Origin of the sequence: Mesorhizobium sp. SARCC-RB16n, assembly GCF_008520305.1 — a bacterium.
Taxonomy (GTDB): domain Bacteria; phylum Pseudomonadota; class Alphaproteobacteria; order Rhizobiales; family Rhizobiaceae; genus Mesorhizobium.
Map to the genome: position 1 here is coordinate 67,628 of NZ_ML703254.1, position 24,292 is coordinate 91,919.

Annotated in this window: 24 protein-coding genes and 1 pseudogene; 14 read left to right on the forward strand and 11 right to left on the reverse strand. The window is 60.0% G+C overall.

Annotated elements, in window-relative coordinates; genetic code table 11:
* Nucleotides 1–132: 132 nt before the first annotated feature.
* The 5 genes from C7I87_RS02410 to C7I87_RS02430 form a co-directional block, all read right to left on the reverse strand.
* Complete coding sequence (locus C7I87_RS02410; RefSeq protein ID WP_149902691.1) at nt 133–723, reverse strand: GNAT family N-acetyltransferase; 591 nt, start codon at nt 721–723, stop codon at nt 133–135.
* The gene (locus tag C7I87_RS02415) at nt 720–1,160 is read right to left on the reverse strand and encodes a GNAT family N-acetyltransferase (protein ID WP_188393698.1); all 441 of its coding nucleotides are present in this window, start codon (nt 1,158–1,160) and stop codon (nt 720–722) included. Before C7I87_RS02415 ends, C7I87_RS02410 begins: the two co-directional genes overlap by 4 nt.
* The gene (locus C7I87_RS02420) at nt 1,157–1,762 is read right to left on the reverse strand and encodes a DoxX family protein (RefSeq protein WP_306440420.1); all 606 of its coding nucleotides are present in this window, start codon (nt 1,760–1,762) and stop codon (nt 1,157–1,159) included. Before C7I87_RS02420 ends, C7I87_RS02415 begins: the two co-directional genes overlap by 4 nt.
* A 253-nt stretch (nt 1,763–2,015) precedes the next feature.
* Nucleotides 2,016–2,627, reverse strand: coding sequence for an ATP-dependent DNA ligase (locus tag C7I87_RS02425; RefSeq protein WP_246696150.1), 612 nt, complete (start codon nt 2,625–2,627; stop codon nt 2,016–2,018).
* A gap of 212 nt (nt 2,628–2,839) precedes the next feature.
* On the reverse strand, nt 2,840–3,061 hold the full coding sequence (locus C7I87_RS02430) for a hypothetical protein (RefSeq protein ID WP_149902693.1): 222 nt from the start codon (nt 3,059–3,061) through the stop codon (nt 2,840–2,842).
* 346 nt (nt 3,062–3,407) lie between these two features.
* On the opposite strand from C7I87_RS02430, the gene C7I87_RS02440 reads away from it, so the two are divergent.
* Nucleotides 3,408–3,611 (forward strand): CsbD family protein, encoded by a 204-nt coding sequence (locus C7I87_RS02440; RefSeq protein WP_140761770.1) that lies wholly within the window; start codon nt 3,408–3,410, stop codon nt 3,609–3,611.
* A gap of 72 nt (nt 3,612–3,683) precedes the next feature.
* A complete protein-coding gene (locus tag C7I87_RS02445) occupies nt 3,684–3,872 on the forward strand; it encodes a hypothetical protein (RefSeq protein WP_149902695.1) in 189 nt (62 codons plus the stop codon).
* A 9-nt stretch (nt 3,873–3,881) separates the two neighbouring features.
* Here C7I87_RS02445 and C7I87_RS02450 read toward each other — a convergent pair whose 3' ends face one another.
* Nucleotides 3,882–4,064 (reverse strand): DUF768 domain-containing protein, encoded by a 183-nt coding sequence (locus C7I87_RS02450; RefSeq protein WP_149902787.1) that lies wholly within the window; start codon nt 4,062–4,064, stop codon nt 3,882–3,884.
* Nucleotides 4,065–4,204: 140 nt separating this feature from the next.
* Between C7I87_RS02450 and C7I87_RS02455 the strand changes: the two genes are divergently transcribed.
* Both C7I87_RS02455 and C7I87_RS02460 read left to right on the forward strand, forming a co-directional pair.
* Nucleotides 4,205–4,408: a hypothetical protein gene (locus C7I87_RS02455; RefSeq protein WP_149902696.1), complete on the forward strand. Its 204-nt coding sequence runs from the start codon at nt 4,205–4,207 to the stop codon at nt 4,406–4,408.
* Nucleotides 4,409–4,727: 319 nt separating this feature from the next.
* Nucleotides 4,728–4,946 (forward strand): hypothetical protein, encoded by a 219-nt coding sequence (locus C7I87_RS02460; protein ID WP_149902697.1) that lies wholly within the window; start codon nt 4,728–4,730, stop codon nt 4,944–4,946.
* 199 nt (nt 4,947–5,145) lie between these two features.
* Here the strand turns inward: C7I87_RS02460 and C7I87_RS36685 are convergent, their stop codons facing one another.
* A complete protein-coding gene (locus C7I87_RS36685) occupies nt 5,146–5,376 on the reverse strand; it encodes a hypothetical protein (protein ID WP_246696151.1) in 231 nt (76 codons plus the stop codon).
* A 47-nt stretch (nt 5,377–5,423) separates the two neighbouring features.
* Here C7I87_RS36685 and C7I87_RS02470 point away from each other — a divergent pair, with 47 nt between their 5' ends.
* The 3 genes and pseudogenes from C7I87_RS02470 (at nt 5,424) to C7I87_RS02480 (ending at nt 7,184) form a co-directional block, all read left to right on the forward strand.
* Complete coding sequence (locus C7I87_RS02470; RefSeq protein ID WP_149902698.1) at nt 5,424–6,113, forward strand: PIG-L deacetylase family protein; 690 nt, start codon at nt 5,424–5,426, stop codon at nt 6,111–6,113.
* Nucleotides 6,114–6,606: 493 nt separating this feature from the next.
* Nucleotides 6,607–6,882: pseudogene (locus tag C7I87_RS35775) on the forward strand (type II toxin-antitoxin system RelE/ParE family toxin).
* A gap of 2 nt (nt 6,883–6,884) precedes the next feature.
* Complete coding sequence (locus C7I87_RS02480) at nt 6,885–7,184, forward strand: addiction module antidote protein (RefSeq protein ID WP_149902699.1); 300 nt, start codon at nt 6,885–6,887, stop codon at nt 7,182–7,184.
* A gap of 179 nt (nt 7,185–7,363) precedes the next feature.
* On the opposite strand, the gene C7I87_RS02485 is transcribed toward C7I87_RS02480, so the two are convergent.
* Nucleotides 7,364–7,897 carry a DUF1036 domain-containing protein gene (locus C7I87_RS02485; protein ID WP_149902700.1) on the reverse strand — a complete coding sequence of 178 codons (534 nt, stop codon included), beginning with the start codon at nt 7,895–7,897 and terminating at the stop codon, nt 7,364–7,366.
* Nucleotides 7,898–8,343: 446 nt separating this feature from the next.
* Complete coding sequence (sbmA, locus tag C7I87_RS02490; protein ID WP_149902701.1) at nt 8,344–9,600, reverse strand: peptide antibiotic transporter SbmA; 1,257 nt, start codon at nt 9,598–9,600, stop codon at nt 8,344–8,346.
* A gap of 709 nt (nt 9,601–10,309) precedes the next feature.
* On the opposite strand from sbmA, the gene C7I87_RS02500 reads away from it, so the two are divergent.
* Nucleotides 10,310–11,347, forward strand: a complete 1,038-nt coding sequence (locus C7I87_RS02500) for an SDR family oxidoreductase (RefSeq protein WP_149902702.1) — start codon at nt 10,310–10,312, stop codon at nt 11,345–11,347.
* A 25-nt stretch (nt 11,348–11,372) separates the two neighbouring features.
* Entirely contained in the window at nt 11,373–13,154 is a 1,782-nt protein-coding gene (locus C7I87_RS02505; RefSeq protein WP_149902703.1) for a thiamine pyrophosphate-requiring protein, read from the forward strand.
* Between the two features lie 932 nt (nt 13,155–14,086).
* Here C7I87_RS02505 and C7I87_RS02515 read toward each other — a convergent pair.
* Both C7I87_RS02515 and C7I87_RS02520 read right to left on the reverse strand, forming a co-directional pair.
* On the reverse strand, nt 14,087–14,626 hold the full coding sequence (locus C7I87_RS02515; protein WP_246696152.1) for a response regulator: 540 nt from the start codon (nt 14,624–14,626) through the stop codon (nt 14,087–14,089).
* Nucleotides 14,581–17,493, reverse strand: a complete 2,913-nt coding sequence (locus C7I87_RS02520; protein ID WP_149902704.1) for a PAS domain S-box protein — start codon at nt 17,491–17,493, stop codon at nt 14,581–14,583. Before C7I87_RS02520 ends, C7I87_RS02515 begins: the two co-directional genes overlap by 46 nt.
* 338 nt (nt 17,494–17,831) lie before the next feature.
* On the opposite strand from C7I87_RS02520, the gene C7I87_RS02525 reads away from it, so the two are divergent.
* The 5 genes from C7I87_RS02525 to C7I87_RS02545 all read left to right on the forward strand — a co-directional run bounded on the left by C7I87_RS02525 (nt 17,832) and on the right by C7I87_RS02545 (nt 24,262).
* Nucleotides 17,832–18,581, forward strand: coding sequence for a gluconate 2-dehydrogenase subunit 3 family protein (locus C7I87_RS02525; protein WP_149902705.1), 750 nt, complete (start codon nt 17,832–17,834; stop codon nt 18,579–18,581).
* Between the two features lie 5 nt (nt 18,582–18,586).
* On the forward strand, nt 18,587–20,353 hold the full coding sequence (locus C7I87_RS02530; protein ID WP_149902706.1) for a GMC family oxidoreductase: 1,767 nt from the start codon (nt 18,587–18,589) through the stop codon (nt 20,351–20,353).
* Nucleotides 20,350–21,603, forward strand: coding sequence for a c-type cytochrome (locus tag C7I87_RS02535; RefSeq protein ID WP_188393699.1), 1,254 nt, complete (start codon nt 20,350–20,352; stop codon nt 21,601–21,603). The genes C7I87_RS02530 and C7I87_RS02535 overlap by 4 nt, the downstream gene beginning before the upstream one ends.
* A gap of 128 nt (nt 21,604–21,731) precedes the next feature.
* Nucleotides 21,732–23,222, forward strand: coding sequence for an ATPase domain-containing protein (locus C7I87_RS02540; protein ID WP_149902707.1), 1,491 nt, complete (start codon nt 21,732–21,734; stop codon nt 23,220–23,222).
* Entirely contained in the window at nt 23,222–24,262 is a 1,041-nt protein-coding gene (locus C7I87_RS02545; RefSeq protein ID WP_373424607.1) for a sensor histidine kinase, read from the forward strand. Before C7I87_RS02540 ends, C7I87_RS02545 begins: the two co-directional genes overlap by 1 nt.
* Nucleotides 24,263–24,292 lie beyond the last annotated feature (30 nt).

Genomic DNA, 24,292 nt, shown 5'->3' on the forward strand with positions numbered 1-24,292 from the left:
GTCCTTTTCCCGCACGTCCTGCACAAGAAGCGTGTCGCAGTTCGATTCGCCGGCAGCCGTTCCACGGCCGCGACGACATCAACAGCGCTTCGACCAGTCGTTGCCGGTCCTGGTATGAGCCCGGGCTCCATTCTAATCGAAGATCAGGTGGGTGCGAAAGCTAGCGTTACGGGCGGCGTCTCGACCAGCAGCCGCGATTGAAGCGTTAGATTTCAAGGGGAGGCGCATGGCGCAACGGCGGCTTGCAGGCATCCCGTGCTCGACCTCCCGGAGCAGAACTTGGCGAAGCCGCTCTCCCGTTTGCGCATCATCCAGCATCAGAAAACCCAGCGTCCTGTAAAATGGCGCATTCCAGTTCACGTCTCGGAATGTCGTCAGGGTGATCGCTGCAACGTGACGCTCCTTCGCATTCGTGATTGCATTCTCAAGCAAGGCGCGCCCAATACCAGAGCGTTGTCGTTCAAGGCGAACGGCGAGTTCCCAGATGTGCAATGTGTCGTCCTGGATCTCCGCGCTTAGGAACGCGACCGGCCCGTCGTCCTGCTCCACCGCAACCCAGCACGTGCCCTTGGCGACGAGTTCACGGTGCCGCTCGATGGTCTGGTTGTCGTCATCCGCGATCCAGGCAAGTTCGGCAATTTCACGGTAAGCCTCACCAGCCGATTGTTCGATATCTGGTAGTGCGTCCGCGTCAGCTTCTTGCGCAATTCGAATGGTGATCATCGAGTTGCCGTAGTGGCCTCTAGGGTTCTGCAGAGAATGACGTTGGAGTTTCCCTCGGGCCAATCTGCAAACTCAGCTACACGCACGAAACCGGCTTTTTCATACATTCCTGGCGCCTGGAAATCATGGCTCTGCACCCAAATCCGCCGAACGCCTCGAGCAGCGGCCTCGCCGGCGAACGCGTTCAACAGCTCTCGCGCATAGCCGCGTCCCCTAAACGCCTCAGCGATCCACATCTGTTTGAGTTCGGAAGTGCCTGCCCAGGAATATCCTGTTGCGACACCAACGATGCATCCAAGCTCGTCGCGGATCACAAAGCCAAGGCCCTGGGCGTCATCGCGCCCAACAGCATGCCGGTTGTAGGCGTAGATACTGTCTTCGATGGCGTCGATTTCAATCGCCGAAATATGGTGCTGGGGTTGGGTAAGCATGGTCATCTCGATCGCTCGATTCTCTTGGGCCGAGGCAAGACCGCCTCAAGCGATAAACGGCCAGGACCGCCGACCGCAAGCGTTGCCAGGCCGGCCAGGTAAAGCAGGATGATCTCGTAGCCGACGGGCCCGAATCGGATTCCTGCTGACGTCACTTCGGCAAACTTCACCGAGAAGAATCCATATTGGGAATGGACCGTGAACAATGCGGTCAAAAGCACGATCGCCATCGGCACGCTGACGAGCGGAATAAATACGCCCGCCAGCACGGCACCGCCGCCGACAAGTTCAACCAGCGTCGTCAGCCATGCCAGCAATTGCGGCAGGGGCACTCCCAGCGTCTGAAGCACGACGCCAAAGCCTTCCGGCCCCCTGCTTAGTTTGGCGTAGCCATGGGCCAGGAAACCGAAGCCAACGATTAACCTTATAGGCAGCGGAGCCCACCCGGCAGCGGCGCTGGATGCAGCTTTTGTTTTTTTGAGACGAGTCGACGAATGTGCATTGGAGGTAGACTTTCTTCGAGTTCGATGTGCGTGACGTCGGCGCGTCTGAATTCGCCGAAGTGGCGGTACAGAAGCGGCAGTGTGTGTTATTCGCCCAATCGCGATAGAGCGTTACGGGGCCTTACAGGAAGTTGACCGACTTGAACTTTCCAGGCCAGGGCGGGTTCAACTCGCCCCGTCATTGATGGACTGCACCTAAGCGTGGCGCAGCTTCGATTCGCCGCGAAGACGCCGCACGCTGGCCTTGATGCCAGGACCGACCCATTCAACGTCGTCGACCACGGCAGTGGGAGCGCCGGGCGGTTGCCCCGCCCTCGCCTCTTGCAGGCGCCGCCTAACCGGTCCTTGATGGAGCGGTTTACCGCAAGCGCTGCCTTGCCGACATACTTCCCGTCCTTCGCGAACAGGCCTTCGGTGATCTTGCCCGGGTCGCGCTTGATGCCCAAGAGTTCGAAATCGGCCACGTCCCAGCATTTCGTCTTGACCCAGGAACCGGTCTTGCCGCTGTGATAGGACGCATTAGCCGTTTCGAGACGATGCCTTCCAGGTCGATTTTGTCGGCCGCCGCGCAGAATTCGGCGCCGTTCCCCTCGACATGCTGGCTGTATTGGATGATGCCGGTGGCCGGCTTTACCAGGTCCCACAACATCGCCTTGCGCTCGATCGCCGGCAAGACGCGCAGATCCTGCCCGTCCAGGTGCATGATATCGAAGGCCACGAATGCCAGCAGCTCGGCTTTCCAGGCCATGCGGGAATGCATGGCATGAAAGTTCGGGCGGCCGTCTGGCTCGGCAGCGATCATCTCGCCGTCTATGATGAAGGATTTCGCGGAGAGCTTTTCAGCCACATCGATCACCGGCCAATAGCGCTTTGACCAGTGATGCCGGTCCTGGTGAAGGCGCGCGCCCCGGCCCAATCGAGGTGAGTTGGGTGCGGAAGCCATCGTACTTGATCTCGTGTAGCCGGTCATCGCACGGGCGCCTCGAGCACGGTTTCCTGCGGCTTGACGAACTTGAGCCGGGGTTCGGCGTTTCGCATGCACTCGGTAGCCCAACGCGAACTCAAAAGCCCGCACGACTGGTCGACGAGGCTTCGTAGGTAGCCCCGCGTTGCCATCATAGAGAAGCTGCAAGGCCGCCCACTGCCAAGCAGGGACGGCCTTTGCTGCGAGAGTCGATCAGTTTACTTGCAGGCCGGCAGTTCCTTCATCGCCTTTTCGGCATCGGCCTGGGTGCTATACGTCTGCTTGCCGGCATCCGTCTGTTTTGTGCCGTCGGGCTTTGTGGTCACTACCTCACACTTTTTCGTCGCTGCATCCATGGCCACCCAATATTCCGTGGCTGCAAACGCAGGAATGCTGAAAAGAGCGACAAGTGCACCAGCTATTGCGACTTTGCTTACCATTGCTACCTCCATTCAATGTCAGCCCCCAAAGGGGCAGGTAGGCCTAGGTTCCGGCCCTGCTCAGAATCAGGGCGCGATGGCTGCTTTGGTTCCCTCGCATTTTAGCAGAATTGTATATAAACGTCGTTGATGAAGCCGGCGGCGCTAACCATCATCAGAAGGACGATTGAGGAGCACTGCCCGCCTGGCGTTCTGCCGTGCGAAGAGATGGTGAACGGGCTCTATGGCCCAGGGTTGATGGATGAGGCGGCGCGCTGTCGGGCGCTGGAATTTGGGAAACCGTTTCGGTTGGAACTTCGCGCCAGAGCGCCCGTTTGCCTGTTGTGTTCAACAGGAGATCACGGACATGGATTGGAACCGCGTTGAAGGAAACTGGAAGCAGGTCAAAGGCAAGGTGAAGGAAAAATGGGGCAAGCTCACCGACGATGATCTCGACCGCATCGCCGGCAAGCGCGACCAGCTCGAAGGCAAGATCCAGGAACGCTACGGCCTCGAGAAGGACCGCGTCCGTCGAGATGTCGATGACTGGTATAGCATGCAGAGCTGGTAAATCCTTACCGCCCGCAGATGGGACGCTGCGGTAACGCAGCGTCCTGCTTTTCGTCTGGCATCCTCCGGCCGCATGACGAAGCTTTCAGGCCTTGGACCGCCCATCAAGGGTAAGCCGCACGAGCCCACCGACGAGGGCGACCATTTCTATCAGGCAAGATCTGCGGACAGGCCGGTCGACATGCGCGATCTGCGTCAGGTGATTTGGCACGAACAGCCGCGCCACAAGCCGCTGAAGCCGGAACTCGTCAAAGACCCTTGAAGGGTACGCCTACTCTGTGAAGCCGGGATCATAATGCACGATCGCATCGAGTATGGTGCGGTAGAGGCTGTCTACCTCGTCGTCGATCTCCTCCCAATTGATGCCGATCGCCTTGGCGACGGCGATAAGCTTGTGCGTCAGCTCGTCGACCGAGATGACGTCCGCGTTGGCGGTTTCGGGGCGTTGCCACAGGTGCTCATTCCGACATAAGTCGCGCGGGGAATTTTAGATTCCGCTCATGGTGACCCACCGAAGCGCCGGGCGATGCCAACCGGAACCAAAGCGCAATATGACGATTTCCTAATGGAAGGGAACGCAACGGACGCAAGACAATGGCTGAAATTTTGGAGCTCGAGCTTGCCAAGGCCAGGCTGAGTGTGAACCAAGCTGAATCCGAACTCACTCGTCTCGAACGGATGCTGGACAAGCGATATGGCGTGAGCATCGACATTGCCCTTTGTGACACCATACGAAACGCGCAAAGACGGGTCGCTGAAGCCAGAGAGCAGCTGATGAAGGTCAAGTCTGGCGCCTAAGCTCGCCCCTGGCTGATGCCGTCCGACAAACGTAAGCGAAGGTTCGCTTATCGCCCTTGGTCTCCGCGACACGCACCCAGTGTTCCTCCTGGCGCCATAATGTGACAGGCTTGCCGACGTATGCCTGGGCCGCCTTGAAGGGGAGCTGCGCATGAGCATGCGCCAAGACACAACCGATTCCCCGGCCATGATCTCAACCCGATATTCCGGCATGTCGCGCCCCCGCGATTGCTAAAACAGCGATTGCTATACCGCGATTCGATCAGCTTTAGCTAAAGTGTTCCGGGAACTTTTACCATGGCGGGATGTTGCTGGCCCCATGACGAAGCTTTCAGACCTTGGACCGCCCATCAAAGGCAAACGGCACGACGGCGAGCCCGCCGACGAGGGCGAACATTTCTATAAGTGCAAGATCTGCGGACAGCCGGTCGACATGCGCGACCTGCGTCAGGTGATGTGGCACGAGCAGCCGAGCCATGAACCACTGGATCCGCAAGATGGCGCAACGATCCTTTTATTCCCAAGGCTGCGGAAATAACTCCCCTGTACAGCACCCATAAACCCGCAAGACACACGGAAGAAGCCGCTGGTGGACAAGCCGACATGAGTTGCGCGGGGACGAGCTTTCCGTGAAGAGCAGCATCGGCAGCTCATCATCACGCCCGCTTGACGCCCATTCGTCGGGCGCTACATTGCCACGCGGCGGACCTATCGGACGCCAGCGGCCGGCGCTCATTCTAGACTCTGAAGCCCCCCGCCCACTGAGCGCCGGCCGACCTTTTTCGATCAGCTCCCGAGATAGGCGCACATATCGCGTCCCACGCCGCGGAAAGGCTGCCTTTCTTGGTATCAAACCGACAACAGCCGGCAAACAAGGTGGCGAAGAAGCCGATCTCGAACACCGTGAATTGGCCGCCCAGGCTCTTGATAACGGCATCACTGCCCGAATAGCTTGCATAGGCGATCAAGGCGAGCAGATTCCGTTCGTCACGTTTTCATTTCCGGGGAGAGAGCGTTGAAGATACTGGCGCTCGGTGCGCATCCCGACGACATCGAGATCTTCATGTTCGGTACGATGGCCGCCTATGCCGCGCAAGGCGCAGAACTCATTTTTGCCGTGGCCACCGATGGTGCCAGGGGCGGCAAGAGCGATCCCGGCGTTCTGGCTCGTGTCCGCCGTGAAGAAGCGACGGCGGCGGCCGCATTGCTCGGGGCGACGTCGCGCTTCCTCGACTTTCCCGATGGCGGGCTGGTGGCGGATGCGGCGCTGATCGATGCGCTGAAAACGCTGATCAGCGAGATCGGGCCGGATCTCGCGGTCACGCACGCGCCCAACGACTATCACCCCGACCATCGCGCGCTTTCGGACGGCGTGCGCATCGCCGCTTCGTTCGGCGTCCCGGTTCTGCACGCCGACACGATGGGCGGCACCGGGTTCTCGCCGACGCACTATGTCGATATTTCCGCCCATGCCGACATCAAGGCCAAAGCGATCCTCATGCACCAGTCGCAGGACCCGGATCGCTTCGTCGATATCGCCCGGACGCAGAACCTTTTTCGCTCGGGCCAATGCAACGGCGCGCAAGGTTCGCGGGCCGAAGCCTTCCGCTTCGAGCCGATATTTCCCTTCGCCGACATCCGCGCGCTGCTGCCGCCGGCGCCGCCGATCCGGACGGTGATGGTGAGCACCAAGCGGGTCGACTGAACCCGGGACGACGCTGCGAGGCGGGATCGGAATCAGCCAACAGGGCTTCACACTCCGCGCTCATCCGACCGCCGCGCGGCGCTTTTCCCAACGTTTTCAGACACCGGTGCAAACATGTTGCGGCGCAGATAAAGGTACTTACAATCTTAGTTATTGGGAGGTAACTAGGAGGGCGCGGGCTGGCCAGCGTCGCGAAAAGACCCGGACGCGCCGCCGCCTTCGCCCGAACTTGCGACCAGTCGAGCGTTTCCCGACCCGAACACTAAAAAGCCCGCGGCCGGAGCCAGCGGGCAGGGATCTAGGGAAAGCCGCCGGAAGTGGTGCGGCCCGCTCCCCGAACTCTTGGTGTGGAATACATGTTCCAGCTACCATTGGTGAGCCGAGGGCTCGGCTCTGGGGCGCGCTGGGGTGGGGAACAGAGACTAAGCAGCCCCGTTCCCTGCCGCATTGGTTTTCAATTACGACCTTGCCAAATCGTATCCCATAGGATACAATTAGGTATGATCGACGTCATCAAAACATCTTTGACGCACGGTTCGAGAGGCTTCGTGACAGCAGGGCGAAGGCCCGCATCAGCCGCGTCGGGGGCAACCTGGGCGATGCCAAGTTCTTCGACGGCGTCGGCGAACTTCGCATAGACTACGGACCGGGCTACCGCATTTAGTTTTTGAAGCGCGGCAACGTTGTCGTGATCCTGCTGTGCGGCGGCGGCAAGAGCAGCCAGAGCCGCGACATCAAACGCGCGCTGGATATCGCAAGGGAGGTTTAGAATTGGCAATCACGACCAGCAAATGGGACGCCGCCGAATTCCTCGACGAGGAGGCGATCGTCGCCTATCTTGACGCTGTCATGGAGGAAGGCGACCTCCACTTCCTATGCAAGGCGCTCGGCGATGTCGCCCGATCCAAGGGCATGACGGAAGTCGCCAAGAAAACCGGCATGTCTCGCGAAAGCCTCTACAAGGCACTCAGCGAGAAGGGGAACCCCTCCCTTGCCACGGTTGTGTCAGTGCTCGCCGCGATGGGGCTTCGCCTGTCCCTTGTCCCGCGCGAGCATGAGCGCGCGGCCTGATCAGCTGATCACTTGATGACCGGCTTGGAGACGCACCAGCAACCCGGTTCCTCACCAGGTAGGATGAGGCGCAGGCGGAGCATGTATCACGGCAAGTTGCGCGCCGTCCGGGATGGTCATGGGCATCTGGCCCTGCTCGAATGTAGGGACCAAAGACGACGAGCCACAGGCACGTACAGCTATTTGTTCGCGCTCGCGTCGGCATCGGCGTTGTGGGTGGCCTGTGTGACGTCGTTTCCGTTGGCCTCGATGGTCAGGGTCTCATTCAATTCGGGAGTCATTTCGATTGACCGGGCAAACCCGACCATTTTCGCGCCCGGATCGCCAGGCTTCTCCGGTTTTTCATTTAGATTGTTGATGAAATTGAAGGAGTTGGTGGCGACCCACATCTGTTTGTCCGGATGGACCGATCCCCACATATTCTTTTGCTTGGAGCCCCCGCCCACGTCGAATTCATCGGTTTCCGCATAGTACCAAAACACCGAAAGATGAAGTGCACTGTCGAATTGGTCGCAAACATTCGGAGCTAGAGCCAGCCACCCTCTCGAAATGTATGACTCATCATAGCCGGGCTGGGCATAAGCTATCGAAAAATAAACAGTTTGGGAAAAATTGTTGCAAATTTTGATGGCCGCTTCAGCTCGTCCCGCAGAAATCGCGGTGAGGAAAGCTAGCACGACGAACTTCACAACGGCGGACATCATGGCACCCATGGGACCGAACTGTTTCTATAAGCTCCTGCTGTATTAGCTCCAAGTCAAGCGCCTTCCGGGACGAGCTCTACATCGTCACGGGATAGGCCAAGAGGGGCCCGATGCGGGGCATCAGGACGGTGAGGCTGTTTATTCGTCCGGTCTTCAACCTCACATGAGACAAGCCGGCCGCCCCCTTACGGCGTGAGCCTACGTCTGAACGACAGGGCGGGCGGGTGGTTCTTCGACGACCGGAAAGGATCAAAGAATGCTGCAACTCCCCTCCGCAAGGGTGACCGCACGCTCCACTTCGTGAACCTCAACCGCTACCAGCGCGAAGGCGAGCCCGCCCGCGGATGTTGACCCTTGCAACGAAAAATCTCAGCTCGAAGTATAGAGACAATCGCGCCGGTGGTTGCCGGACGGCGGGTCTTGCGGCGGACAACGGTGATGGTCGCAAGCCCAGGTCACCAGGGAGTCTCGAATGGATCCTCGCGGAAGCGCCGGTCAATCTTGGGCAAGCGTTCGCCCTGGATACTGGCATCGAGGCCGCGCAGGCGCTTGTAGATGGATAAGAGTTCCACGATCACCGTCCAAGAATTGACCAGGAACTGCATAGACGTACGCACTTGCAGGAAGGCGTTCAGAATCTGGTTCATGGAACCCAGCGTGATCTTGCCGGCCACAATATTTGGTCCCAGCACGACGTAGGGGAAGATGTTGTCTACCTGTAAATAGGTCAGTCGAGCAACGTTGAAGTAAACGTAGTTGAGATAAAGACGAAAGTAATTGCGCCGGATATGCGAGAAGAGTTCCGCGACGGTCGCCGGCTGCGCCCGCTTGGCGCTATCCTCGCCATGAACAAGCTCCTTGCGGTAAGCCGCCTCAACCCTTTGGTTACGAAATTGTAGCCCTGGCAAGCGGATGCCGACGAAAGCGAGGAAACCCGTTCCGAAAATTGACCAGACGACAACGGCGATGACGAGTGCATAGGGCACGTGCCCAATGAGCGGCAGTTCGGTGACATCGGCGGAGAGACGGATCAGGACGGGCAGGAAGGCGACCAGCGTCATGACGGACTCGATGAAATTGATGCCCAGGCTTTCTATTGTCGAGGCGAAGCGCATGGTGTCGTCTTGCACCCGCTGCGAGGCACCTTCGGTGGTGCGCAGCCGGCCCCAATGCGCCATGTAGTGGCTGTTCATGGCCGTACGCCAGCGGAAGATGTAGTGACTAGCGAGGAAGCGCGTCAGCACGCCGACGCCGACACCGACGCCGACAATCCCCGCGAGCCCGCCGATCTTTGTGTAGAACTCGACCAATGTGACAGGCGACGATCTGGACAAGGCGGCCTGGATCAGATTGTAAAAAGGTCCGTACCAATTGTTGATCGCGACGCTGGCCTCAACCTGAATGTAGTTGGTGAAAATGATGAGGGCGGAACCGAGAATGGACCAGAGCGCCCAAGGGTGCGGCGCCATAACGATCCAGAATGCCGCGAATATCCCTGCTGCGGCCGCGAAATAGATGTCGAACCAAAGAAATGGCCCGGACCAGAAATACGAGGCATCGACCCGTGGCGTCGTTCCGGGCGGAAGCGGCGGCAGGCCTATAGACGCGCCCGCGTCCTTGCCGACGACATACCACAGCGTCATGGCGAGGACGGTCCACAAAAAAGCTGAGAGGAAGAACAGGCGCGGCCTGGGGAAGAACGATACGAACACGAGAGACTCTCCTTCAACTGCGTAACGCGAAAGCGCCATCTGACGCGGGCGCACAACGCTCCCGAAGGGGATGACTTGACGGGTGGCGGAGCCAGGGTGAGATAGAGCGATCGAGCGACGGCCGACCACCCAATCTAACAAAACCGCCTTCAGCTTGCGCTTCACTCCGGGATTGGTTTGCTTCAGGCTGCCGGACATGTCGTTCAGCAAGTTCGGGCGCCATTCTATGGACCTCTGCCTGCAGTCTAAGGACATGCCCCATCCGAATAGCCGCGTTGATTATGGACGGCGGGGTTCCTCTCGGCCGTATGTATTGGTCATCAGCTTCACGTTGTCGTGTTTCGCCGGCATTGGATCGACTTAGATTACCTGCGCATCGGCCAATTTGGTGCCGGCCGTCGACCAAGACAGCCTGCGCGCTCCAGCTAGCCTCCTCGCCCGGTAGATAATCGCCGCGTTTGAGGATCAGGATGCGCTTTCCGATTGGCGCGAGCGCATGGGCGAGCGAAGCACACCCTAGGCGGCTGCCGATGGCGATCAGATCATAGTGTTCAAGCAACCCATCCTCCCGGCGGCAAGGCGGCGCTTAGCGGTTGGTTCATCCCCAACGGTGCGCTACGCCAAGTTTCCGCGGGGGGCCATTTTCGCCATTAGGCCCGGAACAACACTCCCGACCCGTCGTTAGATGGCCATATCCAGGAGAAGATGTATGGCCAAGGTGGTGGTGATCACAGGTGCCGGCGCGGGCGTCGGTCGCGCCACCGTCGAGGAGTTTGCTCGACAGGGCTTCGATGTCGGCCTGCTTTCGCGTGATGCCGCACGGCTTGAGCGGGCAGCCAATGATGTGCGGCGGTACGGCGTAAACGCGCTGCCGATTCCGACGGATGTCGCTGATCCTGCCGCGGTTGAGGCGGCCGCGGATCGGGTCGAAGCGGAGCTCGGTCCAATCGACATTTGGGTCAATGTCGCGATGGCGACGATATTTTCCCCCGTCGCCAAGCTGACAGCCGAAGAGGTCGAGCGCGGCACCAAGGTGACTTACCTTGGACAGGTGCATGGCATGATGACGGCGCTGAAGAGAATGCGCGTGCGCAATCGCGGCACCATCGTCAACGTCGGGTCCGCACTGGCGTATCGTTCCGTGCCGCTGCAATCGGTTTACTGCGGCGCCAAAGCAGCGATCAGGGGTTTCACTGACAGTCTGCGTTCCGAGATCATCCACGATAAGCTTGATGTACACCTGACGATGGTCGATCTGCCTGCGGTCAATACGCCGCAATTCGACTGGGCGCTCAACAAGATGGGGCGCAAGGCCAAGCCAGTCGCGCCGATCTTCGAACCCGAAGTGCCGGCACGCGCGATTTTCTTCGCCGCCACACACAAGCGACGTGACGTCTGGGTAGGCTGGTCGACAGTCAAGGCGATCCTCGCCAACCGCATCGCGCCGGGGCTGATCGACCGCTATCTCGCCAAGGCTGGCTATTCCGGACAACTTGCCGATCGCCCTACCGCTCCGAACGCTCCAGCGAACCTGTTCAAGCCCGTTTCCGGTGACTATTCGGCGCACGGCCGCTTTGACGCCCAGTCACGCGACCGAAGCTGGGAAATGTTTACGGATCGCCACAAGGCATCGGTCATCGCGGTCACCGCGATTGGACTTGCTGTCGTGGCGCTTCGGGCTGCAAAACGCCTGGATGGTTGGAAGCACAACTCGGATGGGCCCAGGACAGGACGGCGAGGCCGCTGACGACTTTAACCGCCGAGGAAATCCAATGTCTCAGAACGTCGCAGAATTCGTCTGGAAGCGCATTAACGAGTGGCGCCTATCGCGGGTCTATGGATATCCCGGCGATGGCGTTGGCGGGCTGGACGTCGCTCTCGAAAAGGCCAAGAGTTACATGGATTACGTTCAGGTCCGCCACGAGGAAATGGCTGCGTTCATGGCTTCGGCGCATGCCAAGTTCACGGGACAGGTAGGCCTCTGCTTTGCAACCTCGGGGCCGGGCGCCATCCATCTCCTGAATGGCCTTTACGATGCGAAGATGGATCACGTGCCGGTTGTCGCGATCGTCGGACAGCAGGCGCGTTCGGCATTGGGCGCAAATTACCAGCAGGAGGTCGATCTGCAGAACCTGTTCGCCGACGTCACCGAGTATGTGGTGACCGCGGTGGTTCCCACGCAGGTTCGCACCTGCATCGATCGCGCCGTGCGGATCGCGCAGGCCAAGCGCGCGGTCACCTGCGTCATCATTCCCAATGATCTGCAGGAGCTCGAATACGAGGATGCGCCGATGGCTCATGGCGCGACGCACACAGGCATCGGTTTTCCCGGAGCCGCGACGGTCCCGGACATCGAAGATACCAAGAAGGCGGCCGAGATCCTCAACAGCGGCAAGAAGGTCGCGATCCTGGTCGGTGCGGGCGCGCTGCATGCGACCGACGAGGTCATGGCAGTGGCCAACCGACTCAATGCCGGCGTCGCCAAGGCACTGCTTGGCAAGGCCGCATTGCCCGACGACCTGCCGTTCGTCACCGGTTCTCTCGGCCTGCTCGGCACCAAGCCGAGTTGGGACCTGATGAAGCAGTGCGACACATTTTTGATGGTGGGATCGGCCTTCCCTTACAGCGAATTCCTGCCCAAGCCGGGCAGCGCGCGCGGCGTCCAGATTGATATTGACGGCGCCAACCTCTCGCTGCGCTATCCAATGGAATACAGCCTCATCGGCGATAGCAAACACACCTTGGCCGCCCTCCTGCCGCTGCTCGAGCAGAACGAGAACGAGACCTGGCGACGCGGCATCGAGAAAAACGTCTCTGAATGGTGGGAGACGCTCAAGGATCGCGCCATGGAGCCTGCCGATCCGGTCAATCCCCAGCGCATTTTCCACGAGCTTTCTGCGCGGCTTCCGGACGACGTCATCATGACAGGCGATTCAGGTTCAGTTGCTAACTGGTATGCCCGCGATATCCGGATGAGGCGCGGCATGATGGGTTCGCTTTCGGGAGGCCTCGCTTCGTTGGGGGCCGCCACACCCTATGCGCTCGCCGCCAAGATGGCCTATCCCGATCGGCCCGTGATCGGCTTCATTGGCGACGGCGCCATGCAGATGAACGGGCTCAACGTGATGATCACGGCGAGCAAATATTGGCGGAGCTGGTCCAATCCGCGGTTCATCGTGATGGTTCTCAACAACCAGGACCTGAACCAAGTGACCTGGGAGGAGCGCGTGCAACTTGGCGATGGCAAGACGGCGCTAACCCAGACAATCCCCGACTTTGCCTATCACAAGTATGCCGAACTGCTCGGATTCAAGGGCATCTACTGCGATGATCCCGAACAGATCGGTCCGGCATGGGACGAGGCGCTGGCTTCCGACCGCCCTGTCATCATGAACATGAAGGCCGATCCGAACGTGCCGCCGCTGCCGCCGCACATCACCCTCAAGGATGCCAAGAATTTCATGACGATGATGGCTGACGAGCCCGAACTCGCCAGCGTCATCAAGAATAGCGCGAAGCAGATGCTGGCCGGGGTTTTGCCGGGCAATGAGTGAGCCATGTTCGGCACACGTGAGCGGCGGCGCGATCCACTTGAGCCCGGGTCAGTCGTGAAGATGCCGGTCGCGGCACGTTCATCGCGGCGGGAGGAGATCGCCCGGGTTTCCGGTCGACCCGAGGCTGCTTGCGGCCGGCGATCACAACGGCTCGACCTATTTCGAACACGCCCGCTTTACCGCGGCGGTGCGCGGACAAGGCAAGGTGGAGGTGACCTTGCAGGACGGCTGGTGGGCCGTCGTCATGGGCCTAGCCGCTGAGAGATCGGCTCGCGAAGGCCGTGCCGTTAACCTCGCCGGGAGTTCACGTTGCCAACTTAGGGAGTGCTGCCCCGGCAAGATGGCGTCCAGCGGCCACCATCATTTTCAAGCCGGCCACGGCCAAATATTCTCATTCGTTCGTTGCTCGAATATCCGATGGCGGGTTCGAGTCCAAAACGCCGGGCCAACCAATTTAACTTATGCCGGCCTGAAAATCTCCGGAAAACCGCTGATCTACAACATATCTACTGAATCGGGTTTCGCTATTGGCCTGATCTGATGATTGCCGCGATTGGCGTGACAGGATGGCTTTGCACGAATTGCCGTATCGCCCAACGCCCTTTCACGACCGCAACAGGCCCTTGGCGTACTAGACATTTCAAAAAGAAAGCTAGCTGTGGGCCGGTTCATCTTCGCCGCACCGACCCGTCGCGGAACATGCGGCGCTTCTCCGTTTGGCAAGGGGCTATTTGAGCGTATGGTTACTGCTGGCTGGGATCAGCTCCGACGCCGTGCATTATTTATATTTGCTTTTTTCGGATTTTCCGCAAATGTGTGTCACAATAGGTGTCTCAATATGTAGCACACGCCGATCCCACTTCTCAGGCACAACACAAGTATTGGCCGTCCCAGCCGCCGCTATCTAGTGCCAGGCTGGCGAACCTCGCGCCTCAGTTCTGTTGGTCGAGCTCTTGAAAGCCATTTCGGATGGCTTCAACCAGCACCATTATCGAGTAGGGCTTTTGCACCCAGCCAAGGGGCCTTGCCGCTTCGGCGCGCAGCTTCATCTCGTGGTCGCCATGCGCCGTTGTGAATATGCTTCGTATGCCGTGGTTCCGATAAAGTTCCAGCGCGGCATCAATTCCGTCCCGCTTTCCCAGCAAGCGTATATCCATGAGAACAAGGGCTGGCCTCGTCGAGAGCGCGATGCTGACAGCTTGGTCGGCGCTGACCGCCGTCCCTGCCAGCGAGAACCCCGCCGCGGTCAGTCCGGCTTCCGTGTCGAGCGCGATCAGGTAATCGTCTTCGACAATCAATATCGAACGACCGGCCGTGCGCGTTGCCTGGCCGGCGCTTATGTCGTCTCGCGAGAATGCCAGCTGGGGCTTGAATGCTCGGTCGAACCTTCCGGCGGAGCTTACCTTGGTCATCGCGGTTTCCGGTCTCAACGCCGATCTCCAGCGGGGCTTGAGGGAAATGTCACAGCGCATCGACATGGGTCTCGACGAACCTCGAAACTGCCGCCGATCTGGCGGGCCAGCCCCTCGACCAGCCGCAGTCCCGAGGACGTCTCGCGCACAGAGTTCAAGTCGAAACCAGGGCCTTCATCCTCGACCACCAGCAAATTGCCCTCGCCCTTTTTTCTGATGCTGACGTGGACGGTCCCGCCGATCCTGCCGTTCAGGCCATATTTCACCGCATTCGTCAAAAGCTCGTTGACGACGAGGGCAAGCGGCATTGCCACGTCGTTGGGCAATTGGATGCTGTCGGCTTCACAAACCAGCCGTACATTCTGCGGGAACATCTGCTTGGCGGTTTCGCAAACGGCCCCGAGGAAAGGTTGCGCGCTGAAGTTTCCGGCGTCGGCGGTATCGTAAAGGACGCGCTGTGCGGCCGCCATCGTGGCAACCCGTTTGCTTGCCTCCTCGAGTATGTCGCGAGCTTCCGTGCTCTGGCTCGTCCTTGCCGCAACCGAAAGCAGGGACTTCAGCATCATCATGTTGTTCTTGACGCGATGGTTGAGCTCATCGAGCAGGATCCGCTGTTGGGTCTCTGCCTGCTTTCGCTCGCTGACATCGACCAGCATGTTGATGCCGCCGATGACATTCCCATTCGCATCCCGCATCGGGGTCGGATAGGGGATAAACGGGATCCTGCTTCCGTCTGGCCGCTCGGCTACCGCTTCATATCCGCGAACCGGCCGGCCTTCCCTCAAGGAGATCGCCATCGGGCATTGATCGTGAGGAAGCGGCGTACCATCCGGCCAGTAGAGCTTCCAGGTCACGCACCATTCGTCACTGCCGATCACAGGGATTCGCCCCGCAAGTTCCACCGCCGCTTCGTTGAAATAAGTGATCTTGCCATCGCGATCGGTGGTGTAGATCGCGGCAGGAATGGCGGCGAGCAGATCCTGAAGGTGGCGCTGGCTGTCGCGCACCTTGGCTTCGGCTATTTTTTGATCGGTTATATCCCGGGCGATCTTGGAAGCGCCGACGACACGGCCGGTTGCGTCTCGCACCGGCGATATTGTGAGGGAAATATCCACCAGCGTCCCGTCCTTGCGGCGGCGCACTGTTTCGAAGTGGTCGACGAGTTCACCCCTGCGGATGCGGCCCAAGATCAGCGGTTCCTCGTCCAGCCGGTCGTCCGGAATGACAATGGTGATGGGCTTGCCGACCACCTCCGCGGCCGAATAGCCGAACAGGCGTTCGGCGCCCCGGTTCCAGGTGGAGATGATGCCGTTGAGATCCTTGCTGACGATCGCATCATGGGATGACTCGACGATCGCTGCCAATCGCTGGGCGGCATTCTGCGCCTTCAGGCGCTCGATCCCGAAGCCAAGCTGGCGAGCGATGGTCCTGGCGACTTCGACCTGGTCTGCCGAGCAATCCCATGGGTGGTCGAAGTAGGCCATGAATTTGCCAAGCAGTCGCCCGCCTTCCGTTATCGGAACGAAGCAAACCGCGCCAATGCCCTCGGCTAGGATTGTTTGCTTCAATTGGTCCGGAAGCTCGGCTTTTTGCATATCGCCCAGGCAGATCGGCTGAGGATCGGTGCAGTCTGCCGCCCAGGGCGAGTGACCTTCGACAGCGGTGCGATAGACGTCAGAAAGGCCGCGCCAGGCGACGAACTTCATGATCCCGTCGTTTAGCAGCAGGATCGAAGCGCGCTGACATCCCAGCGCACGCTGGATCGCGTCGAGCGCAGGCTCATGGACGTCAGCCGGCGTGCGGGCATGCTGCAGCATTTCGGTGAATTGATGCAGTGCGCCCTGCTCTTTCGCCCTTTGGGCGAGTGTCGCCTCTATCTGCTTGCGCTCGCTGATGTCGTGCTGCACGCGCACCGCATAGCGGAACTTCCCCTGGTCGTCGAAGATGCTGGAGGAGGTCACGAGCGCCCACAGAAGCGACCCTTCCTTGCAGACGAACCGCTTTTCTATTGTGTAGCTTTTGATTTCGCCAGCGACCTGACGCATGTATTGAGCTCGATCGGCGTCGACATCGGCGGCGAAGGTTCGATCGAAAATCGACCTTCCAGCCAGTTCCTCCGGCGCATAGCCCAAAAGACCGCAGAAATACGCATTCACTCGAAGCAGCCGGCCTTCGGCATCTGTTTCCACGATGCCGACCCCAGCGCTGTAGTAGGTGGCGGCAAGGCGCTGCTCGTGCTCGCGTAGCAACTCTTCCGCTTTGACCCTTTCGGTGACGTCGATGGAAATGCAACGCGTGTTGAGGAACCGCCCGCCGGCCGCACGCACGTTGGAGGTGATCTCAACCCAACGCATGGAGCCATCCTTGGCTCGCAGCCTGGCGCGGTAATGTTGAAGATCCTCGCCCCGGGAGAGCCGGCTCAAAATGTCGTCGATTACGGCGGGATCGGCGTGAAAATCCCGAATGCTGCGGCCGACATAATCGTCAGCCGTGTAGCCGAGCATATCCAGTTCGGCGCGGTTGGCGCGCAGGATGGTTCCGTCATTCGCCACTAGGTGGAGAGGGACTGCCGCATTCTCGAAGAAATCCTCAAGTTCGTGGGTTACGACAAGATCGGAATCCTGCCGTTCGCGGCTGTTCTCGTCGGCAAGGAAGCCCCCCGCGAAGGCTTCGGCGCCCAAAACTCTTTGTTCCATACAGTTCCCCTTCAACCGAATTAAATTCGTGGGCCGAAAAAAAGTTCCAAGATCAATAACGAACTTATCAACCCGTTGAAAAGGAGCCGAATGGCGGCCCCCTACCGCGAACGATCCATTCCACCGACCTGGAGCGATCCACGGACGGGTGGCAAGTGCGGCTGCGCCGTTTGACAAGCAGGCGGGGCTGAACCGTCGTTTGCCTGAAGGTTGCGATAACCGAAGCTGCATCAGTGGCCGCTACCAGCACGATCCCAGAGGGGAGTTCGGCAACGTCAGGCATGAATCCAAGGCGACACCTGCCGCAATTGAAAGATCATTCATGGCGGCCTCGGGTTCGGTCTGATCCGGACACGTAGTGCCCTGAGGCCTCACTGGAACCGCCGGCGTGAAGGAGTTCGAGTAATTCGAAGCGGAGATGTGCCTGGAGCAGATCCGGGTGGAATTCGGGTGCGCGCTAGCCGATCTGGTCGCGCCACTATCTTCCTGATCACAAACGCGTCAGCGGCGGAACATTTCGAGGTGGAGAAAGTTCGGCCCAATTAGCCGTCAGCGCTGGAATTTCCGCCATGAAGCCGAACCTGTTGAGCCGCCGTCTATTTCTCACAGCAGGCGCTTCAGTCACAGCATCGGCCACGCTAGGTGTGGCTTCGGCGCGAGAAGTCAAAGGCGGCGACGGTGACAGATGGCTGCCACATCAGGCGGACGCGCCAAACCCGCTCGAATCGCCTGACTATAAATTCTTCACGACCGACGAAGTCGCCTTTGTCGAAGCCGCGACCGAAAGGCTGATCCCCGAGGATGCCCTTGGCCCGGGAGCCCGCGCTTGTGGTGTACCCCTGTTCATCGACCATCAACTCGCTGGCGCCTATGGGCGCGGCGGCAGCTGGTACATGCAAGGCCCCTGGGACAAGGGCGAGGACACGCAAGGCTACCAATCGCGAATGACGCCATCCGCGCTCTATCGCGCGGCGATCGCCGCGATTGATCAGCATGTAGTCGCTTCGCAAGGCGGCAGACGTTTCGCGGAGCTTTCGCCCGAAACACAGGATGCGCTCCTGTCCGATCTTGAGAAGGGCAAGCTTGATCTCGGCGGTGTTGATGCCAAGACGTTCTTCAAAATGTTGTGGCTGAACACAAAAGAGGGCATGTTCAGCGATCCCATTTATGGCGGCAACAAGGAGATGGCGGGCTGGAAGATGCTCGGCTTTCCAGGCGCGCGTTACAATTATCTCGACTGGGTCGATCGCCACGGGGACCGCTACGATCAGCCCCCCGTTGGTATTCGCGGTCGCCCTGCCTGGGACAGCAAGGGATAGGCCCAGTGGCTCAAAAGCTTCCTTCGGTTGATGTCTTGCTGGTCGGATTCGGCTGGACAGGCGCCATCATGGCACAGGAACTGACCGAGGCTGGCCTGGAGGTTCTTGCGATCGAACGCGGCAGTTGGCGGGAAACCAGCACGGATTTTGCCCCGACCTTCATCCAGGACGAGCTGCGCTATCGCTACCATGGTCATCTGTTCGAGCAGACCGCCCAGGAGACGCTGACCTTCCGCAATACGTCCGACCAGAAGGCGCTCCCTATGCGGCGCCTAGGGTCATTCTTACCCGGAACCGGGGTCGGAGGGTCGATCCTACACTGGAATGGTCAGGCCTGGCGGTTCCTGCCTTACGACTTCGAGATCCGCAGCCAAACTATTGCCCGCTATGGCGAAGGCATGGTCCCGCAGGACATGACGCTTCAGGATTGGGGTGTCACCTACGACGAGCTCGAGCCATACTATACGCGCTGGGAGGACCTGTGCGGGATCGCCGGTCAGGCCGGGAACGTGAAAGGACAGAAGCAATCGGGCGGGAACCCCTTCGAGGGGCGACGTTCCAAGGCCTACCCCACGCCGCCGATGAAGCAGACCTATGGACCGACGTTGTTTGCAGAAGCGGCGGGGTCGATGGGGCTGCATCCGTTCCCATGCCCTTCGGCGAACATGTCACAGGCCTATACCAACCCGCTCGGTGTCAGCTTGGCGCCCTGCACCTATTGCGGGTTCTGTGAGAAGTTCGGCTGCGGCAACTATTCCAAGGCAAGCGCACAGACGACGATCTTGCCCGTCTTGATGCAGAAGAAAAACTTTAGTCTTCGCACCGAAAGCGAGGTCACCGCCATCAATCTAGATGGCTCGCGCAAACATGCCACGGGTGTTAGCTACGTCGACATGCACGGCAACGAGTACGAGCAGCCCGCCGACCTTGTGGTCGTGTGCGCCTACATCACGCACAACGTGCATCTGTTGATGGCCTCCGGAATCGGGACGATCTACGACCCAGGTACCGGGCGGGGAACGCTCGGCAAGAACTATTGTTATCAGATCACCCCTTCGGTGGACGTTTTCCTTGGCGACAAGATCCTCAATCCCTTTGTCGGGGCTGGCGCTTTGGGCATGATCGTCGACGATTGGAACGGCGATAACTTCGACCATAGCGGGCTAGGCTTCATCCACGGCGGCTACATTGCCGGCTACGTGACCACCGGGCGGCCGATCGAGACCGAACTCCTGCCGGAAGGCACCCCAAAATGGGGCGCCAAATGGAAGAAGGCCTTCATCGGTAACTATCTGACCTCCATGTCGGTTTCGTTGATGGGTGCGGTGATGCCGAACGCGGCAAACCACCTCGACCTTGATCCAAGCTATCGGGACGTCTACGGCCGACCGCTGATGCGCATGACCTACGACTTCAAGCAGAACGAATTGAAGATGCAGGATTTCACCATGGCCAAGATGGTCGACATAGCAAAGGCGATGAAACCGCGCGAGATCAAGAAGTCGCCACGGGGGCCGCATTATGACATTGAGCCGTATCAGTCGACGCACAACACAGGTGGCGCCATCATGGGCGCGACTCCCCAGCAAAGCCTGGTGAACCGATATCTGCAGCATTGGGACGTGCCTAACCTGTTCGTGGTCGGCGCCAGCGCCTTTCCGCACAACAGCGGATACAATCCGACCGGGACAGTGAGCGCACTGGCGCTTTGGGCGGCGGACGCGATCCGCAACCAGTATCTCAAGCACACAGGCCCTCTGGTGCAGACATGAGCAAGCAGACGCTCCTAGCCATGATCGCAGGCACCGCCTTGATTGGCGGGTGGTTGATTTTTTCCGGCTCATTCGCCCACGCGCAGATCGGGGACTTTGCCAGGCAGGAGCGCGGCCGCTTACTGGCGGCAGCCGGCGATTGCGTCGCCTGCCACACGGCCGACGGCGGCAAGCCGTTCGCCGGCGACAGGCCTATCGAGACGCCCTTCGGTACCATCTACTCAGCCAACATCACCCCCGACGCCGAGACGGGCATCGGCGCGTGGACCGAGGAGCAATTCTACCGCGCAATGCACGTGGGTCTAGCCGCGGACGGCCACCGTCTCTATCCGGCATTTCCCTATCCCTGGTTCACCAAGGTTTCGCGCGCTGACGTCGATGACATTCGCGCTTATCTGCGTACGCTCGAGCCGGTCCGGTCGAAGGCGCGCCCGAATGAGTTTACATGGCCGCTGAACCATCGGATCTCCATGGCGGGATGGAACGAACTGTTCTTCACGCCTGGTGAATTCCAACCTGACAAACGGCAGTCGGCCGAGTGGAACCGCGGCGCGTACCTGGTGGAAGGTCTCGGTCACTGCGGGGCCTGCCACACACCCAAGAACATGTTCGGCTCAGCCAAGGCGGACCAGATGTACCAGGGCGGGAAAATCCAGAATTGGTTTGCGCCGAGCCTGGCAGGTGACCGGCGTGCGGGCCTGGGATCGTGGGACAGAGACGACATAGCCCGATTTCTCAAGACCGGCCGTAATGACCGCACCACGGCCTATGGACCGATGGCCGAGGTGATCAAAGATTCGACATCCAAAATGAGCGACGAAGATTTGCAGGCGATCGCGACTTACCTGAAGTCACTTCCGGCTACCGCTCTGCAAAGCCCGGAGGCTCCAAACCAGGACGTCGTTCGCACCGGACAGGCGATCTATGAAGACCAATGCTCTGCTTGCCACCAGTCGGGGGGCGTCGGCGTCAAAGGGCTCTTTCCGTCGCTCAAAGCGGACGCGATCGTACAGTCCGATCAACCGCTATCTGCTTTACGTATCATCCTCAACGGCGGGCACGCTGCGTCCATGCCCGGAAGTCCGAACTCCCTGGCGATGCCGTCATTCGGATGGAAACTTTCGGATGGCCAGATCGCGTCAGTCGCTACCTACGTCCGGAACGCCTGGGGCAACAAGGCAAGCGCGGTGAGCTCAGACGAGGTACGAGACCTGCGCAAGTCGGTCGAGTCTGCCACGAGCTCATATTAGGTGTTCTGCGCCATGCCCCGGCGCCCTAACAAGAGCGGTCAAAGAGCACGTTTGTCTCGGAGCGCTTCCGACTGCGGAACCATCGGAACGCACACCCGTTACGGTGTTCACGAAACGCGAGGGACAACGTGGACAGAGAAGACGATGCGTCGCCAGTTGCTTCCGGCGTCGAAGGCCTCGACTATGTGCTGCGAGGTGGCTATGCGAAGTTCCGCTCGCATCTCGTCGAGGGCAGGCCTGGATCCGGCAAGACGACGATCGGACTGCAGTTCCTGATCGAGGGCGCCCACAAGGGCGAGACGTGCCTTTACATCACACTCTCGGAGAGCAAGCGCGAACTGTTGTCGGTTGCCAGCCGCCATGGCTGGGATCTGAGCGGCATCGAGATCCTCGAGCTGGTGCCGCCCGAGCTCAGCCTCGACCCCTCTCAGTTGCAGACTCTGGTGCATTCGTCCGACCTGGAGCTTGGCGAAACCGTGCAGGCGGCGCTTGCCGAGATCGAACGCATCAAGCCGGACCGTGTGGTATTCGATTCGCTGTCGGAGATCCGGCTGCTGTCGCAAGGTTCGTTGCGCTACCGCAGGCAGGTGCTGGCGCTGAAAAGCTTCTTTCTGCTCAACAACGCCACCGTTCTGCTGCTCGACGACCTGACCGCCGAGCATGACGATCTCAACTTGCATTCGATTAGCCATGGCGTGATCCGGATGGAGCAGCTGTCGCCGGCTTATGGCGGCGAAAGACGCCGCCTGCGTGTTATCAAGATGCGCGGCGTGCAGATCCGCGGCGGCTTCCACGATTTCGCCATCCGGCCGGGCGGCGTGGTGGTGTTTCCGCGGCTTGTCGCCGCCGAGCATGACCTGGGCGAGCACGGCACGCCGGCGATGAGCGAGAGCTCCCTCGACGCACTGGTCGGTGGCGGTCTCGATCGCGGTACAAGCACATTGCTGATGGGTCCTTCCGGCGTCGGCAAATCGAGCATCGCCTGCATGTACGCCCATGCGGCACTTACCCGTGACGAGAGGGTACTGGTGCTTTTGTTCGACGAAACCAAGCGCATATTCCTCGCGAGGGCGGCTGGCCTGGGCATGGACTTCGCGCATTATTTCGATAACGGCTCGCTTCTTCTCGAGCAGATCGATCCGGCCGAGCTTTCGCCTGGTGAATTGTCGGCGCGCATCCAGTCGGGGGTGGAGCAATCCGGCGTCAAGATCGTCGTCATCGACAGCCTCACCGGCTACCTCAATGCCCTGTCCGAGGAGCAGCATCTATTGTTGCAGATGCACGAGATCCTGACCTATCTGAACCAGAAGGGCGTGGTCACCATCCTGCTTCTGGCCAATCACGGACTGATCGGCCACATGGCCGCGCCTGTGGACATGACGTATTTGTGCGATGCCATCATGCTGCTACGGTTCTTCGAAAGCGGCGGGCGCCTGCGCCGCGCCATCTCGGTGGTCAAGAAGCGTGTCGGTCCGCACGAGGATACCATCCGCGAGTTCAAGGTCAGCGGCACCGGCGTTATTGTAGGCGAGCCGTTGGACGAGTTTCGCGGCATCCTGACCGGCGTGCCATTTTTCGACGGCAAGCCGTCCGATCTCCTCAGGGACGAGCCATCGTGATGCCAGCGGAGCCCTCGGTGCTCGTGCTGACTCCGGTCGGACGCGACGCCCGGATCGCCGCCTCGATTCTTGCGGCGAGCAAGATCGAGGCGCACATCTGCACCTCGCTCGAGGACACCTTGCCGTTGCTGGATCAGGCCCAGTGCCTGGTGGTTGCCGAGGAGGCGCTGATCAATGCGGATCGAACCCGGCTTGCGGCGTGGCTCGAAGGCCAGCCGGCATGGTCGGATTTTCCGATCGTGCTTTTGGTGATGCGCGGAACCGATTTCGACAAGAGGCTGGCCTTTCTCGATCGTTATCTCATCGTGCTGGAGAGGCCATTGCTGGCGTCGAGCCTGACCAATTCCGTACGCTCGGCGCTGCGCGCCCGAGCGCGCCAGCTCGAGGTCAAATCCTATATCGAACAGAAGCAGGAGGTCGCGGACCGGCAGAAGCTTCTGATCCGCGAGTTGCATCACCGCGTCAAGAACACACTCGCCAATGTGCGGGCAATGATGGGAGCAACAGCCAGGTCAAGCGGCAGCATCGAGGATTTCATGAAGGACTTCTCGGCCCGGATCGTCTCCCTGGCCGACACGCACTCAATGCTGACCGATGATTATTGGCAGACAGCCTCATTGCACAAACTGCTGGAGCGGGAGCTTCGTCACTACGAGACACCAGACACGCCTCGGATCGTGGTGGAAGGTCCCGAGGTCGCACTGGTCGCCGACATCGCGATCCCGGTCGGCATGGCGTTCCATGAACTTGCCTCCAACTCTTCCAAGTTCGGCGCACTGTCGCACCCGCTCGGCCGGCTCGAGGTGCGCTGGTCGGTGGGCAGGGCAGGCGACGACCAGGTCGTCAATCTCGATTGGAATGAACGCGACGGACCCAAGGTCGAGCCGCCCGCGCGGCGCGGTTTCGGCACGACACTGCTGGAGAAGGTGGTGGCCGTCCAATGCAACGCCAGCATCAAGCTGAACTATCTTCGCGACGGCCTGCATTTCACCATGGCGCTGCCGTTGCGTGCGACGAGGCTGGTGCCGGCCTACTCCTGATGCCGCTGAAAGTGCCGCTTTGGCGATAGC

What these genes read in the sequence shown, in the direction of transcription:
- C7I87_RS02515 (WP_246696152.1), bottom strand. Translation starts at nt 14,626, where the DNA reads ATGCGCTGTGACATTTCCCTCAAGCCCCGCTGGAGATCGGCGTTGAGA.
- C7I87_RS02520 (WP_149902704.1), bottom strand. Translation starts at nt 17,493, where the DNA reads ATGCAGCTTCGGTTATCGCAACCTTCAGGCAAACGACGGTTCAGCCCC.
- C7I87_RS02425 (WP_246696150.1), bottom strand. Translation starts at nt 2,627, where the DNA reads ATGACCGGCTACACGAGATCAAGTACGATGGCTTCCGCACCCAACTCA.
- C7I87_RS02445 (WP_149902695.1), top strand. Translation starts at nt 3,684, where the DNA reads ATGACGAAGCTTTCAGGCCTTGGACCGCCCATCAAGGGTAAGCCGCAC.
- C7I87_RS02430 (WP_149902693.1), bottom strand. Translation starts at nt 3,061, where the DNA reads ATGGTAAGCAAAGTCGCAATAGCTGGTGCACTTGTCGCTCTTTTCAGC.
- C7I87_RS02460 (WP_149902697.1), top strand. Translation starts at nt 4,728, where the DNA reads ATGACGAAGCTTTCAGACCTTGGACCGCCCATCAAAGGCAAACGGCAC.
- C7I87_RS02415 (WP_188393698.1), bottom strand. Translation starts at nt 1,160, where the DNA reads ATGACCATGCTTACCCAACCCCAGCACCATATTTCGGCGATTGAAATC.
- C7I87_RS02410 (WP_149902691.1), bottom strand. Translation starts at nt 723, where the DNA reads ATGATCACCATTCGAATTGCGCAAGAAGCTGACGCGGACGCACTACCA.
- C7I87_RS02455 (WP_149902696.1), top strand. Translation starts at nt 4,205, where the DNA reads ATGGCTGAAATTTTGGAGCTCGAGCTTGCCAAGGCCAGGCTGAGTGTG.
- C7I87_RS02535 (WP_188393699.1), top strand. Translation starts at nt 20,350, where the DNA reads ATGAGCAAGCAGACGCTCCTAGCCATGATCGCAGGCACCGCCTTGATT.
- C7I87_RS02505 (WP_149902703.1), top strand. Translation starts at nt 11,373, where the DNA reads ATGTCTCAGAACGTCGCAGAATTCGTCTGGAAGCGCATTAACGAGTGG.
- C7I87_RS02440 (WP_140761770.1), top strand. Translation starts at nt 3,408, where the DNA reads ATGGATTGGAACCGCGTTGAAGGAAACTGGAAGCAGGTCAAAGGCAAG.
- C7I87_RS02485 (WP_149902700.1), bottom strand. Translation starts at nt 7,897, where the DNA reads ATGGGTGCCATGATGTCCGCCGTTGTGAAGTTCGTCGTGCTAGCTTTC.
- C7I87_RS02545 (WP_373424607.1), top strand. Translation starts at nt 23,222, where the DNA reads ATGCCAGCGGAGCCCTCGGTGCTCGTGCTGACTCCGGTCGGACGCGAC.
- C7I87_RS02500 (WP_149902702.1), top strand. Translation starts at nt 10,310, where the DNA reads ATGGCCAAGGTGGTGGTGATCACAGGTGCCGGCGCGGGCGTCGGTCGC.
- C7I87_RS02525 (WP_149902705.1), top strand. Translation starts at nt 17,832, where the DNA reads ATGAAGCCGAACCTGTTGAGCCGCCGTCTATTTCTCACAGCAGGCGCT.